Origin of the sequence: Fibrella rubiginis, assembly GCF_017353185.1 — a bacterium.
Taxonomy (GTDB): domain Bacteria; phylum Bacteroidota; class Bacteroidia; order Cytophagales; family Spirosomataceae; genus Fibrella; species Fibrella rubiginis.
Window position 1 is genome coordinate 114,971 of record NZ_JAFMYV010000002.1, and the last position, 13,100, is coordinate 128,070.

General features: G+C 54.3%; 10 protein-coding genes. 5 read left to right on the plus strand and 5 right to left on the minus strand.

From position 1 onward, the window contains the following. Nucleotides 1–157: 157 nt before the first annotated feature. Both J2I47_RS03990 and J2I47_RS03995 read right to left on the minus strand, forming a co-directional pair. Nucleotides 158–553 carry a DUF2267 domain-containing protein gene (locus tag J2I47_RS03990; protein ID WP_207363269.1) on the minus strand — a complete coding sequence of 132 codons (396 nt, stop codon included), beginning with the start codon at nt 551–553 and terminating at the stop codon, nt 158–160. A 67-nt stretch (nt 554–620) separates the two neighbouring features. Next, nucleotides 621–2,240, minus strand: coding sequence for a PAS domain-containing sensor histidine kinase (locus tag J2I47_RS03995; RefSeq protein WP_207363270.1), 1,620 nt, complete (start codon nt 2,238–2,240; stop codon nt 621–623). Between the two features lie 114 nt (nt 2,241–2,354). Here J2I47_RS03995 and J2I47_RS04000 point away from each other — a divergent pair, with 114 nt between their 5' ends. After that, on the plus strand, nt 2,355–2,741 hold the full coding sequence (locus J2I47_RS04000) for a response regulator (protein ID WP_207363271.1): 387 nt from the start codon (nt 2,355–2,357) through the stop codon (nt 2,739–2,741). A gap of 138 nt (nt 2,742–2,879) precedes the next feature. Here J2I47_RS04000 and fbaA read toward each other — a convergent pair whose 3' ends face one another. Next, nucleotides 2,880–3,959, minus strand: coding sequence for a class II fructose-bisphosphate aldolase (gene fbaA / locus J2I47_RS04005; RefSeq protein ID WP_207363272.1), 1,080 nt, complete (start codon nt 3,957–3,959; stop codon nt 2,880–2,882). A gap of 226 nt (nt 3,960–4,185) precedes the next feature. Here fbaA and J2I47_RS04010 point away from each other — a divergent pair, with 226 nt between their 5' ends. From J2I47_RS04010 to J2I47_RS04020, 3 genes are all read left to right on the plus strand, one after another. After that, nucleotides 4,186–4,833 (plus strand): hypothetical protein, encoded by a 648-nt coding sequence (locus J2I47_RS04010; RefSeq protein ID WP_207363273.1) that lies wholly within the window; start codon nt 4,186–4,188, stop codon nt 4,831–4,833. Nucleotides 4,834–5,101: 268 nt separating this feature from the next. After that, on the plus strand, nt 5,102–5,878 hold the full coding sequence (locus J2I47_RS04015) for a sugar phosphate isomerase/epimerase family protein (protein ID WP_207363274.1): 777 nt from the start codon (nt 5,102–5,104) through the stop codon (nt 5,876–5,878). A 306-nt stretch (nt 5,879–6,184) separates the two neighbouring features. Continuing rightward, entirely contained in the window at nt 6,185–7,267 is a 1,083-nt protein-coding gene (locus J2I47_RS04020; RefSeq protein ID WP_207363275.1) for a glycoside hydrolase family 5 protein, read from the plus strand. Nucleotides 7,268–7,370: 103 nt separating this feature from the next. Here J2I47_RS04020 and J2I47_RS04025 read toward each other — a convergent pair whose 3' ends face one another. Continuing rightward, entirely contained in the window at nt 7,371–8,072 is a 702-nt protein-coding gene (locus J2I47_RS04025) for a SanA/YdcF family protein (protein ID WP_207363276.1), read from the minus strand. A gap of 98 nt (nt 8,073–8,170) precedes the next feature. Continuing rightward, nucleotides 8,171–10,801 (minus strand): DNA gyrase/topoisomerase IV subunit A, encoded by a 2,631-nt coding sequence (locus J2I47_RS04030; protein ID WP_207363277.1) that lies wholly within the window; start codon nt 10,799–10,801, stop codon nt 8,171–8,173. A 299-nt stretch (nt 10,802–11,100) separates the two neighbouring features. On the opposite strand from J2I47_RS04030, the gene J2I47_RS04035 reads away from it, so the two are divergent. After that, nucleotides 11,101–12,891, plus strand: coding sequence for an ABC transporter ATP-binding protein (locus tag J2I47_RS04035; protein ID WP_207363278.1), 1,791 nt, complete (start codon nt 11,101–11,103; stop codon nt 12,889–12,891). The last annotated feature ends 209 nt before the right edge of the window (nt 12,892–13,100 follow it).

Consider the following 13,100-nt stretch of genomic DNA (forward strand, 5'->3'; position numbering starts at 1 on the left):
GGGGGAGGGGATTATGTCAACTGTGTAACGTTTAAGGTCTAAGGTTTAAAGTCTAAGGTTTAAAGTCTAAAGTCTAAAGTCTAAAGTCTAAAGTTGGCTTGCGCAAGCGTACTCCTGCGCAAGCCAACTTTAGACTTTAGACTTTAGACTTTAAACCTTAGACAGTCACCCCCTCAAAGAGTGGTGCATAATCGTCGGAGAGGGTGATCTGGATCTTGTGTAGTTCACCCGGCGTTACCAGTTGCCGGAACACCTGCATAAACTGGTGGGTAACGGTCTTCCCCTGCTCTGAGTCAACACCCAGTTGGTCGGCTACGCGGTCGTAGAACTCGGTGAGTTTGAACCGTTCGCCCTGATCACGTTCGGCGGCGGGAATCTCGCGGATGATGTCGAGCAGCGGGCCGGGTAGTTGCGCACCCATGTTGTCGGCGGCGTTTCCGGCCAGGTGATGGGTGAGGGTGTGCAGGAAGGCCCGCGTTACGTCAATGACCTCACTTTCCGTTGAAACGCCAAGTTTAGCTTTGGCTTCGTGGATAAATTCAGGATACTGCATAATGTTGATAGATCTAAAGGATTACGCTCTATCAACTCCCGAAGCCGTTTTGTGTTTGCCAGAAATACTATTGTTCTACGGGCAACCAGATCTGAAACGTGGCACCGTTGCCGGGACTGCTTTCGGTAAGAATGCGTCCGTTGTGGTTCTCCACAATCCGCTTGCAAATGGCCAGCCCAATGCCCGTACCCCCAAACCGCGCCCCGTGCAGCCGCTGGAAAATGCCGAAAATCTTGTCGCGGTAGGTTGGATCAAACCCAATGCCATTGTCGCGCACGTCGATCCGTACGTAGCGGGTGGGTGGCAATCCGGCCTGCATGGCCAATTCCGGGCTTACCGGTTGCTGACGAATGTCGATCACCGGTGGCTGGTCGCCGGTAAATTTCAGCGCATTGCTGATCAGGTTCTGAAATAGCTGATGCAGTTGACCCGTGTTGGCCGACAAAACGGGCAGCGGACCAACGTTGATTCTGGCACCCCGCTCACGGATAGTAACATCCAGATCATCAACAAGTTGTGATAGTACGGCGTTGAGGTCTGTCTCGGCAAAAATGGCGTGCTGATTGGATAACTTGGAGAGATTGAGTACATCGTCGACCAGCGACTGCATACGGCCCGTTGCCGTAATCATGCGCTGAAAGTAGTTGCGCTCGGTCTCGTCCAGTTTTGTGTCGGCGGTTGTCTGGAGGATGGTGCCAAAAGCCTGGATTTTACGAAGTGGTTCTTTCAGGTCGTGCGAGGCCACCGAGGCAAACTGCATGAGGTCGAAGTTCGAGTTTTCGAGCGTTTTGTTTACCTGTTGTAGTTCGGCCGTGCGCTCGTTCACCCGTTGCTCCAGTTCTTCGGCTAGTTGCCGGTAGCGGGCTTCTGAGGCTTCCAGTGCCTGCCGGGCCTGCATCGTCTGGGTCACTTCGGTAGCCACCACCATCACGCGGTCAATCGTGCTGTCTGGCTCACGGATGGGTTTGTACACAAAGTCAAAGAAGACCGTTTCGCGTCCTCCAGTCCGTTCAAGTACCACTGGTAAGCCATTGCCTACAAAAGGTACGCCTGTGGTACGGACACTGTGGAGCAATTCCTCAAAGCCTTGTCCGGCGGCTTCGGGCAGGGCGTCGAATAGCTTCTTGCCAAGCACCTGCTCCAGGGAGCGGCCCCACAACTGGCAAACAGCCGGATTGGCAAACTCAATGATATAATCGGGACCGTTAAATACGCCAACACCAAGCGGATTTTGTTGAAGTACGACCTCCAGCAATCGTTGGTCTTTATCGGTTTTCTGGCGAGCCAATACCTGTTCGGTTACTTCCTGGCTAACCGAGAAAATGCCCGTGATAGCACCCGTCTCATTCCGGATTGGCTGAAAAGTGAGCTTATGATAAGACAATTCCTCGCGGCCATTGCGCTTTAGCAAAACCCCCTGTCCATTGGCTTCGTAGGGAATCCCCGAACTATATACGTTGTCAAGTATAACCTTAAAGCCTTGGTTATCAAGTTCAGGAAAGGCTTCCTGGAATGGTTTTCCAATGAGCTGATCGGCTTTACGGCCGGTATCGCGCCCGTAATTTTCATTGGCAAAGGCAATGACATAATCGGAACCTTCATAAATAGCCACCGATATAGGGGCCTGGTTGAGCAATGCAGTAAGTTGCACTAGGTTGCCATCGACGTTTAGCGAAGACGAATACATGGAACGGCAGTTAAAGGATTAATGAATAGCCGTGTGAAAATAAGCAGTTTGTTGCTGGCAGCATAGCCTAAATATGGATAACTTCGTGAGTAAATCTCCGTACTTGACATACCAATGCTTTCCTTATTACTCATTGAAGACGACCAGGACGACATCGACCTCTTCCGCTACGCACTTGGGCGGGAGGCTATTGCGGCTGCGTTAACCATTGTGATGCAGGGTGATGAAGCCCTGCCCACGCTGAAAAAAAATAGTACTAGTCCTGACCTGATCGTGATGGACCTGAACCTCCCGATTATTCATGGCCGTGACGTACTGGCGCAAATTCGGCAGGATTCCATCTACAGACGAGTGCCAATTCTGGTGCTGACCACGTCGTCGTCGGTCGACGAGCGCAATGTATGTATGGCGTTGGGGGCTGATGCTTTTGTGACCAAACCCACCAGTATTGAGGGCTTCAAGGCGCTGGCGGGCACCATTCGCCAGTTGGCACAGGCGTAAAAAAAGGTCTGGCAAAAAGCTTCTGTTTAAGCTTTTTGCCAGACCTTTTTTTGTTTTCAGTTGCTTCGCGATGAACCTCCTAAGCGGGCGAAGCAACTGAAAACTATGAACTGAAAACTCTAAACTATCTTCCCCCTCTTACGCCAGGCGGTTGATGCAGTTGAGGTCTTCGAAGGCCACTTTCAACCGGGCCGACATGCTCTCTTCGCCTTTGCGGAGCCACACGCGGGGGTCGTAGTATTTCTTGTTGGGCGAATCTGGCCCTTCAGGGTTGCCAAGCTGGCTTTGCAGATAGCCTTCCTTCGCCTTGTAATAGGTCAGGATGCCCTCCCAGGTCGACCACTGCATGTCGGTGTCGATATTCATTTTGATAGCACCGTACTGAATGGCCTCGCGAATTTCTTCGCGGCTTGAGCCTGATCCGCCGTGGAAGACGAAGTTCACCGGCAGCGGACCCGTACCGAATTTCTCCTGGATGTAGTCCTGCGAGTTTTTCAGAATGATGGGCGACAGTTTCACGTTGCCGGGCTTATATACGCCGTGCACGTTGCCAAAAGCGGCAGCAATCGTGAAGTTGGGCGAAATCTTACGCAGGTGCTCATAGGCATAGGCCACTTCCGACGGCTGCGTGTATAGTTTTGAGTCATCGACGTCTGAATTATCCACGCCGTCTTCTTCGCCACCCGTCACGCCGAGTTCAATCTCCAGCGTCATGCCCATCTTGGCCATCCTTTCGAAGTATTTGCACGAAATTTCGATGTTCTCTTCAATCGGCTCTTCTGAAAGGTCGAGCATGTGCGAAGAGTAGAGGGGCTTGCCCGTCTGGTCGAAATGCTTTTCTGACGCCGTCAGCAGGCCGTCGATCCAGGGGAGGAGTTTTTTAGCGCAATGGTCGGTATGGAGAATAACGGGTACACCATAGAGTTCGGCGATGTTGTGGATATGCAACGCCCCTGATACCGACCCGGCGATAGCTGCCTTTTGCCCGTCGTTGGAAAGGGATTTGCCCGCGTAGAAAATACCGCCGCCGTTTGAAAACTGGATAATCACCGGCGAGTTAACGGCTTTGGCCGTTTCCAGCACGGCGTTCACCGAGTTGGTACCCACCACGTTGACTGCGGGCAGGGCATAATCATTTTCGTTGGCATGACGGAAAATCTCGGAAACGCCTTCACCCGTGACAACGCCGGGGGCAAATCGGGTGGCTACATCGCTCATAAGAACTGAAGAATTGAATTTTGATTAGAAAAAGTAGAAGATGCCTTAGCTGCCATAACCAGACAGCCCACAAACACCGCAAAGTACAATTTTTGCCCCATACGACGGGGCATTACCAGAATACATGCCGACAGATAGCGTAGTATCTGTTACCCAACGTTGCTTATATTGATGCTATCACTCCAAACGATGGCATCAGTAAACTACTCAATTACAGCTGCAACAAATGGCCCGACTGCTCTGGTTCTCAATCGTGCTAGTTACCCTGCATCAGGCTGCTTTGGCTCAGCCAACATTCCCAGTCCTGCCCGATGAAGACTATGAAGTTTATTCCGTCGTCGGCAACTATTTCTCCCGTTGCGACGAGTCAAGCTATGTCCGTCAGCCTAACAAGTTGTGGTTGGTGCACTCCCAAACGGAAATACAGTCAGGCCAGAATTCCTGGTTCAAATTCAACGAAATGCCAAAGCAACTTGCCTGGCTTTTCCTAGAAAAAAAGCCTTTTCACAAGCAGGCAGACTGGTGGTCGTTCCTAGCGTCGATAGATGGCAGTCAATTTACCCGGTACGAATTAAAAAAGCGGCTCAGGTTTGCCTGCCAGGAGACATTACTTTGGACAAACGACAAAAGAGCTTACTATTTTGGCAGCGAAAATTGGGCGGCACGCGGGTATGAGGCTTTACGCAAAGACTACCCTGACTTCAGATCTATCATACAGTTTTCAAAGGTGGCCTTCTCATCAGACGATACAAAAGCTGTCTGCTACTACTCAGAAGTGAGCGGTAGCTTCTCTGGGGAAGGATTTTTGGTATTTCTGGAAAAAAAAGACGGTAAATGGGGAGTGATGGCGAAAACCAGCCTTTGGGTTTCGTAGTGCTGCTTGCATGGGTTGCTGTTGGTTTTGCGGGGGTGGCTTCACGCTCTAGGTTGCTGTCGCCTGGCCCTTCGACAAGCTCAGGGTGACAGGGAACTTGAATCAAGTCAAGAAACTGCACTGAGATGGGCTGTCACCCTGAGCTTGTCGAAGGGCCAGGCGACAGCAACCTAGAGCGTGAAGCCACCCCCCGCAAAACCAACAGCAACATCACAAATTACAACCCCAGAATCTCTTGAAAACGCTCTTTTATTGCCCATTTTGGGGTATGGAATCCCTTGGTTTGGCCGAAGCAGCCAGGCGCGTGAAGGCGGCTGGCTATGATGGGATGGAAGTGGCCGTGGGCCTCGACAAACAGGTCGAAGCCGTGAAAATCATGCAGGACAACGGCCTCCGGCTGATCCTGATGGCCTTTGGCGGTGGGGCCAACTTCCCCGAACATAAAGCCAAATTCCGTACCGATCTGGAAGCTACGGCTAAACACAAACCGCAGTTCATCAATGCCCACACGGGCCACGATTATTTCACCTACGAACAAAACTGTGAGCTGATTCAGGTGACGCTGGATGTACAGAAAGCGTCGGGCGTAACGATCCTGAACGAGACCCACCGCGGGCGGTTTTCCTATTCGGCACCGGCCATACAGCATTACTTCGTTACCTTCCCCAACCTGCGCCTCACGGGCGATTTTTCGCACTGGGTCAACGTATCGGAATCGTACCTCGCCGATCAGGCCGACAACATGAGCCGCGCCCTGCAACGCACCGATCATATTCACTGCCGGGTGGGCCACCCCGAAGGTCCGCAAGTGTCGGACCCCCGCGCGCCGGAGTGGCAAAGTGCGCTGGAAACCCACGCCAAATGGTGGGACACGATTCGGCAACGCATGCTTACGGCTGGTACCCCCGAACTCACCGTCACCTGCGAATTTGGTCCTGCCCCCGGCTACCTCCCCACGCTGCCCTACACCCAGCAACCCGTTGTGAGTCAGTGGGATGTAAACGTGTTTATGATGAAGTTTCTAAAAGACCGGTGGAAGGTGTAAGGGGAATGGGTTTTACACGCTGGAGTGCCGTTGTCCACTGCTGTCGCTCTGTTGTCTGTCACTCGTTGTCGCTTGGCTCTGGCCGAGTGACCCATATCTGAGGGCCTCCGGCCCGTAGCTCGAACTTGAACGATGTAGGCTAACGTGTCTCAACGTCGCACTACGGGCCGGAGGCCCTCAGATATGGGTCACTCGGCCAGAGCCAAGCGACAACGGCCTACAACGACAGAACGAGAGCGGCTGACAACGGTGGGGCACACAGTCACTTCTCTTCAATCGCATCTCACTTTTTCACATCAACTTCTTATGAATAGACGATCTTTTATTTGTTCAACAATGGCGGCGGGTACGGCTTTCGCGCTGGCTGCTGAGGCCAACGCCAACCAGATACCACCACTACCCAACGCCTTACCCCGCTGGCGGGGGTTCAACCTGCTCGAAAAATTTATAGCCGGGGGCGGTGGCCCCGAACCAGAGGGGTCTTTCAAGGAACGCGACTTCGACTGGATTGCCGGTTGGGGTTTCAACTTCGTGCGGTTGCCCATGTCGTACCGCTGCTGGGCCTCCGGCGACCCAACCACCTGGATGAACCTGAATAAAGCCAAGCTCAAAGATGTCGACCAGGCCGTTGAGTGGGGCAAAAAACATGGCCTCCACGTCAACCTGAACCTGCATCGGATTCCGGGCTACTGCGTAAATCCACCCGCCGAACCCCTCAGCCTCTGGACCGACGAACGGGCACTGGAAGCCGCCGTATTTCACTGGAAACACCTGGCTCAACGCTATAAGGGCCGTCCCAACACCGAGGTCAGCTTTGATTTGATTAACGAACCCGCCAACGTCGACGAAGCCAGCTACACACGGGTGGTAAAAGCCCTTGTGGCGGGCATTCAGGCGATTGACCCCCAGCGGCTGATCATTGCCGACGGACTACAGTATGGTACGCAACCGGTGCCGTCGCTGGCGGGGGTGGTGGGTGGTCAGAGTACGCGGGGCTACCTGCCCATGTCGGTAAGCCACTACAAGGCGTCGTGGGTAAACATCAAAGACTGGCAACCGCCCGCCTGGCCCATGGCCTGGATGGGAGCGACCTGGAACCCCGATATGCTCAGAAAAGTCAATATTGAACCCTGGCAGGCCCTGCAACGCAAAGGTGTGGGTGTGCACGTGGGCGAGTGGGGCTGTTTCAACAAGACCCCGCACGATGTGGCACTAGCCTGGATGGAATCGAATCTGAAGCTTTGGCAGGAAGCGGGGTGGGGTTGGTCGCTCTGGAATTTCAGGGGCAGTTTCGGTATCCTCAACAGCGACCGCCCCGACGTAAACTACAAAAACCACCAGGGCCAACAACTCGACGCCGACATGCTGGCCCTACTGCGGCGGTATTAAAGAGAGTTGCAAGTTTAAGGTTTAACGTCTAAAGTTGCTTCGCGTGGTGGCGTAGCTTCGCATCCCTGGGACGCGAAGCAACTTCAGACATTAAACCTTAAACTCACTTTATCGGCACATTCCCTAACTCTGTTTGTGGGCGCAACAGGTGCACATCGAGCATGGCGAGGGGGCGGGCCATGTATTCGCGGATGAGCGTGCGCAGGGAGTATCCGTCGGGTACGTCCTGGGCGGCGAAGGCTACGGCGTTGATGCCTTCGTGGTTGCCAATGTACAGCGCGCGGGCGTTGTGAAAATTCTGCGAGATGATGGTGATGTGGTGTTGCTTGAACACCTCCTTGCACCGCAGCACCGAGTCGAAGGTGCGGTAGCCGGCATAGTCGGGAATCATCACGTCGGAGGGGACGCCGAGTTTGAGCAGGGCGTTTTGCATGTCGACCGGCTCGTTATAGAATTCCGAATCGTTGTTGCCGCTCAGGATCAGGTATTTGACCTTGCCTTCTTTCCAGAGACGGGCGGTGGCCTCCATGCGGTAGCGGAAGAACAGGTTGTCTTTGCCGCCCTTCACGTATTTGCTCGTACCCAAAACCAGCCCCACGTCGTTGGCGGGCAGTTTGTGCATGTCGAAATAGATCTGGCTCCGGGTGCTGTAAACCACCCACCAGTTGCAGCACAGCACGATCAATACACCACCAAACATGCCCACAATCAGCCACTTCACCACGCGCTTACCCTGCCGAAGTGCAGAACGGCGCGATCGTGAGCGGCGAGCAACCGCACGGGCAGCGGGGCGGGCAGTGGTCATAGATGGAGTTCAAGGTTCAATGTCTACAGTCCAAAGTTTAAGGATTGCGTATGGACTCGACTGAACCTTGAACTTTAGACTGTAGACATTGAACTAAGTTAAAATAGCCCCAACTGCCCACCGTCGTCAGCAACGGTTTCGGCTTCGGGTTCAGGGTCAATGATGGAAGACTCCTTGAGCACGTTCACGGTTGCAACCGGACCGGCTTTAGGAGCCAGCAATTTAGCTTCTTTCACCTTTGCGTAGGGCAACTTGCTGCCCAGTGCCTTCCAGCCACGCACATCGATGAAGCCAGCCGGTTCGAGCACCATCTTCTCGACAGGCCCCCGTTCTTTCACCATATACTGCAATTCAATACGGGGGGTTGCGTCGGCTGAAACAGCAAAGAGTTTTGAGCCTTTTGTCTCACCAATAAAACTGAATTTTTTGTCGATAGACGTGGTCTCGATCTTAAACCGCTTCACGTAATACAGCTTCAGACCCGCCTCGTAATACAGCGCTGAGATGACCGTTTCGGGGTCGAACTTTTGCAGCACGGCTACGTCGTTGGGTTCGTAGCGGTTGGTAATATCAAAGCTGGTCAGCTCATACTCGCCGGTTTTATAAACAACCAGGATGGTGTCTTTGGCGTCGAAATTACCCAGCAGTCGCCCCCGTTCGTCGCGGTTGAGCCGGCCCAGGTGATCGTCGTACCAGATGTCTACGCCGCCGAGGGTTGACGACCCCGCCGTTTTCTGCGTGATCTTACGGACGTTGTATTTGGTGAGAATATTGCCCTGCGCCGACCGGTTTTTGATGCTGATGGTGGCAAAGTCAAAATCGAACTGCTTCAGTTTGGCTGTGCTCTGCGCCGTCAGGTTTACCGTAACAATCTCAGCCTCACCGTTGTCGTTGGCCGAGAAGTACAGAATCTTCGACTTGGGGTTACCCATCGTGAGGTCATACTCGCGGTCGCGGGTGACGGCGGTGACGGGAAACCGCTTGGCCATTGAAATGCCTGATTTGGCATCCTGATAGATGAGATTGTAGACCCGGCGTTCGTCGTTTTTCTTGAACACCGATACGTAGATGATGTCTTTACCCACGAACGTCTTCTCCTGAATCTTGGTCACCAGGCATTTGCCGTCGCGGCGGAACACAATCACGTCGTCGATATCGGAGCAGTCCGAAACGAACTCGTCTTTTTTCAGGCCGTAGCCAATGAACCCACCCTCGCGGTCGACATAAAGCTTCTGGTTGGCGGCGGCGACTACGTTAGCGGCGATGGTGTTGAACGCCCGGATTTCGGTGCGCCTGTCGCGGCCTTTGCCATACTTCTTCTGCAGGTCTTTGAAGTAGGCAATGGCATAACGCGTGAGGTTGGCGAGGTTGTCTTCCACCTCGGCCAGTTCCTGCTCCAAGCGTTTCACCAGCTCGTCGGCCTTAAAGCCATCGTATTTGGAAATGCGCTTGATCCGAATCTCAGTCAGGCGGATCAGGTCGTCCTGGGTGATCTCGCGGTAGAAGAGTTTCTTATGCGGTTTCAGACCCTTGTCGATGGTTTCCAGTACGGCCTCGAACGTTTCGCACTCCTCTATTTTCCGGTAGATGCGGTTTTCGATGAAAATTTTCTCCAGCGACGCGTAAAGTTGCTTTTCCATCAGTTCACCCCGCCGAATTTCCAGTTCCTGCTTCAGCAAGGCCACCGTCTGGTCGGTGTTGTAGCGCAGAATCTCCGACACGCTCACAAAGTGCGGCTTGTCTTTGATGATGACGCAGGCATTGGGTGAAATGCTCACCTCGCAGTCCGTGAAAGCGTAGAGCGCATCAATCGTCACGTCGGGCGATACGCCGGGGGTGAGGTGAACCACAATCTCGACGTCTTTCGAGGTGAGGTCCTCCACCTTTTTGATCTTGATCTTCCCGTCGTCGTTGGCCTTAATGATCGAATCCTTCACCGACGTGGTGGTGGTGCCAAACGGAATGTCGCGGATGACGAGCGTCTTCTTGTCCAGTTCTTCAATCCGGGCACGCACCCGCACTTTACCGCCCCGGTGCCCGTCGTTGTAGTTACTCACGTCGATGAGGCCGCCGGTCTGGAAATCGGGGTAAAGGGTAACGGGTTTGTCTTTCAGCAACTGAATGCTGGCGTCGATCAATTCATTGAAATTATGCGGCAGAATTTTGGTGGAAAGGCCCACGGCAATGCCTTCCACGCCCATAGCCAGCAGCAGCGGGAACTTCACGGGCAGGGTTACCGGCTCACGCTTGCGCCCGTCATACGACAGTTGCCACTCGGTAGTATCATTATTGAACACCACGTCGGCCCCAAACTTCGAGAGGCGCACTTCAATATAGCGCGGCGCGGCGGCACCGTCGCCAGTGAGGATGTCGCCCCAGTTGCCCTGGATGTCGAAGACCAGGTTGCGCTGGCCAATGTTGACCATCGCCTCGTTGATGGAGGCGTCGCCGTGGGGGTGGTACTGCATCGTCTGCCCGATCACGTTAGCCACCTTGTTAAAGCGGCCATCGTCCATCTCTTTCAGGGCGTGGAGGATGCGGCGCTGCACGGGTTTTAGCCCGTCTTCAATGGCCGGTACCGCCCGCTCCAGAATGACGTAGGAGGCGTAGTCGAGAAAATACGTTTCGTAGAGGCCCGATACAACGGTCTGATCGTGGAGCAGGTCGTTGATGGGTTCATCATTAGTAGGTGTTGTTTGGTCAGCAGATTCCTGATTGTCGTCTGTCATCTTGCAAAAAAAATACGCGTTAACTGGTCAAAAAATTGGGTGGGAAAGCAGGCCGTCGCAGCCATGGCAGCAACCCCTAAAGATACGCAAAAACCCCGAAATAAACACGTGGAAAGGGAAAAGGGATTTCGGATTGGGGATTTCGGATTGCGGATTGGGCTGACGCAAGCGCATTCGTGCGTCAGCCCAATCCGCAATCCGAAATCCCCAATCCGAAATCCTTTTATTCACATAGACCTACTGTGAAATGGGCATCATTTTTGTGAACTTCGCTTTACCGTAACGACTCACTACCAACTATGAAAAATCCCTACGTAGCCCTGCTGCGTACGGCCTGGCATTACGCCCGTCAGCAGCGCGGGCGCTACCTCGTTGTATACCTCCTCTTTATTGGCGCCAACCTGGTGGGCGCGTCGCACCCGCTGCTTTTTGGCTGGTTTATCGACCGCATTCAGCACAGCCCGGCCACCGTTCTGAACACGACGCTGCTCTACGGCGGCATCTTTCTGGGGCTGAAAATCCTGGAGTGGGCCTTCCACGGTCCGGCCCGGATTCTGGAGCGGCAACTGGCGTTCGACGTGAGCCGTAATTTCCTGGACGAACTGTATCATCAAACCCTGCACCTGCCCCTAGGCTGGCACAAAACGCACCATAGCGGGGCCACCATCAACCGAATCAATAAAGCCTACGGAGCACTGAAAGGCTTTTTCGAAAATGGCTTCACCTACCTGCACGTCGTGGCCAAGTTCGCCCTCTCGTTTGGTGCCATGCTCTACTTTGCACCCCTCTATGGCTGCCTGGGTCTGGTGCTGGGTGCCCTCACGGTCTGGGTGATCCGTCGGTTCGACAAACCGTTTGTGGCCGCGTTGGAAGAGACCAACGAACGGCAGCACGAACTGTCCTCGTCGCTCTACGACAGCCTCTCCAACATCATCACCGTGCTCACGTTACGGCTGGAAGGCCGGATGGAGCAGCGGCTGACGGGTAAGGTCGATGACATTAAGCCTCCGTTTCGTCGCGAAATCAGGATCAACGAATGGAAGTGGTTTGTGGCCTCCATGCTCATTGCGGGCATCTATGTGATCATTACCACCGGCTACATCCACCAGCATTACGTGCCGGGAACGGTATTTTACGTGGGTGGGCTGGTAACGCTGCTGGGCTATGTAAACCAGTTTACGAGTGTGTTCAACGACGTAGCCTGGCAGTACACGCAGATTGTGCAGTTCAACACCGACGTGCAGACCGCCCGGCAAATTGGCGAGGCCTACAACGAACATCACCAGCCCGCTGCCGCCACGCTGCCCGATGGCTGGACAGCGCTTTCGGTGAGTAACCTCAACTATGAACACCCCGTAGTTCCGGGCCTGAATGAACGGCAGCCTGCTTCGCTCAAAAGCTTGTCGATCAATTTGCAACGGGGCAAACGCGTGGCCCTTATCGGCGAAAGTGGATCGGGCAAGAGTACGCTGCTGACCCTGTTGCGTGGTCTGAACAGCCCCAGCGAGGGCGTAAACTGGACCGTCGATGGCGAGACGCGCATGGACTGGTCGGCTATTGGGGGCACAGTAACGCTGTTTCCGCAGGAGCCGGAAATTTTTGAAAACACCGCCCGCTACAACATCACGCTGGGACTACCCTTCACCGACGCCGAAGTGGCCGAGGTATGCCAGATAGCCCGTTTTGCCGACGTAGCCTCGTACCTGCCCAACGGCCTGGACACGCTCATCCAGGAAAAAGGCGTGAACCTGTCGGGTGGGCAAAAGCAGCGGCTGGCCCTGGCGCGGGGACTGCTGGCCGCCCGCCAAAGTGACATTATTTTGCTCGACGAACCCACCAGCAGCGTGGACCCCAAAACGGAGTACCTGATCTACCACGCCCTGCTGGGTACCTTCGCCGACAAAGCCGTAGTCTCCTCCCTCCACCGCCTGCACCTGCTCCCCCTTTTCGACTATATCTACATCCTCGACAATGGCCGCATTGTGGATGAGGGCACATTCGTCGACCTCCGCCGACGCAGCATCATTTTCGGCGAAATGTGGCGGCACCAATCGGATGCATTAAATCGGATAAATGGGGTGGAAGTGTAGATGCGTCGTAAGTTTGGGGAGTGTGGCTTTGGGCGACATGGCTTTGTACTCCAGGCTACGCGGCGCGGGCCCTTCGACAAGCTCCGGGTGGCGGGACGTTGATTCAATTTAAGAACCTCTCCGTTGTCGCTCGGCTCATGCCGAGTGACGGATATCCGAGGGCCTCCGGCCCGTAGCTTGAACTTGAACGATGTAGGCCCAGGTGTCTC

Coding starts and splice junctions, on each gene's coding strand:
- J2I47_RS04020 (WP_207363275.1), top strand. CDS start 6,185: ATGAATAGACGATCTTTTATTTGTTCAACAATGGCGGCGGGTACGGCT.
- J2I47_RS04010 (WP_207363273.1), top strand. CDS start 4,186: ATGGCCCGACTGCTCTGGTTCTCAATCGTGCTAGTTACCCTGCATCAG.
- J2I47_RS03990 (WP_207363269.1), bottom strand. CDS start 553: ATGCAGTATCCTGAATTTATCCACGAAGCCAAAGCTAAACTTGGCGTT.
- fbaA (WP_207363272.1), bottom strand. CDS start 3,959: ATGAGCGATGTAGCCACCCGATTTGCCCCCGGCGTTGTCACGGGTGAA.
- J2I47_RS04000 (WP_207363271.1), top strand. CDS start 2,355: ATGCTTTCCTTATTACTCATTGAAGACGACCAGGACGACATCGACCTC.
- J2I47_RS04015 (WP_207363274.1), top strand. CDS start 5,102: ATGGAATCCCTTGGTTTGGCCGAAGCAGCCAGGCGCGTGAAGGCGGCT.
- J2I47_RS03995 (WP_207363270.1), bottom strand. CDS start 2,240: ATGTATTCGTCTTCGCTAAACGTCGATGGCAACCTAGTGCAACTTACT.
- J2I47_RS04025 (WP_207363276.1), bottom strand. CDS start 8,072: ATGACCACTGCCCGCCCCGCTGCCCGTGCGGTTGCTCGCCGCTCACGA.
- J2I47_RS04035 (WP_207363278.1), top strand. CDS start 11,101: ATGAAAAATCCCTACGTAGCCCTGCTGCGTACGGCCTGGCATTACGCC.
- J2I47_RS04030 (WP_207363277.1), bottom strand. CDS start 10,801: ATGACAGACGACAATCAGGAATCTGCTGACCAAACAACACCTACTAAT.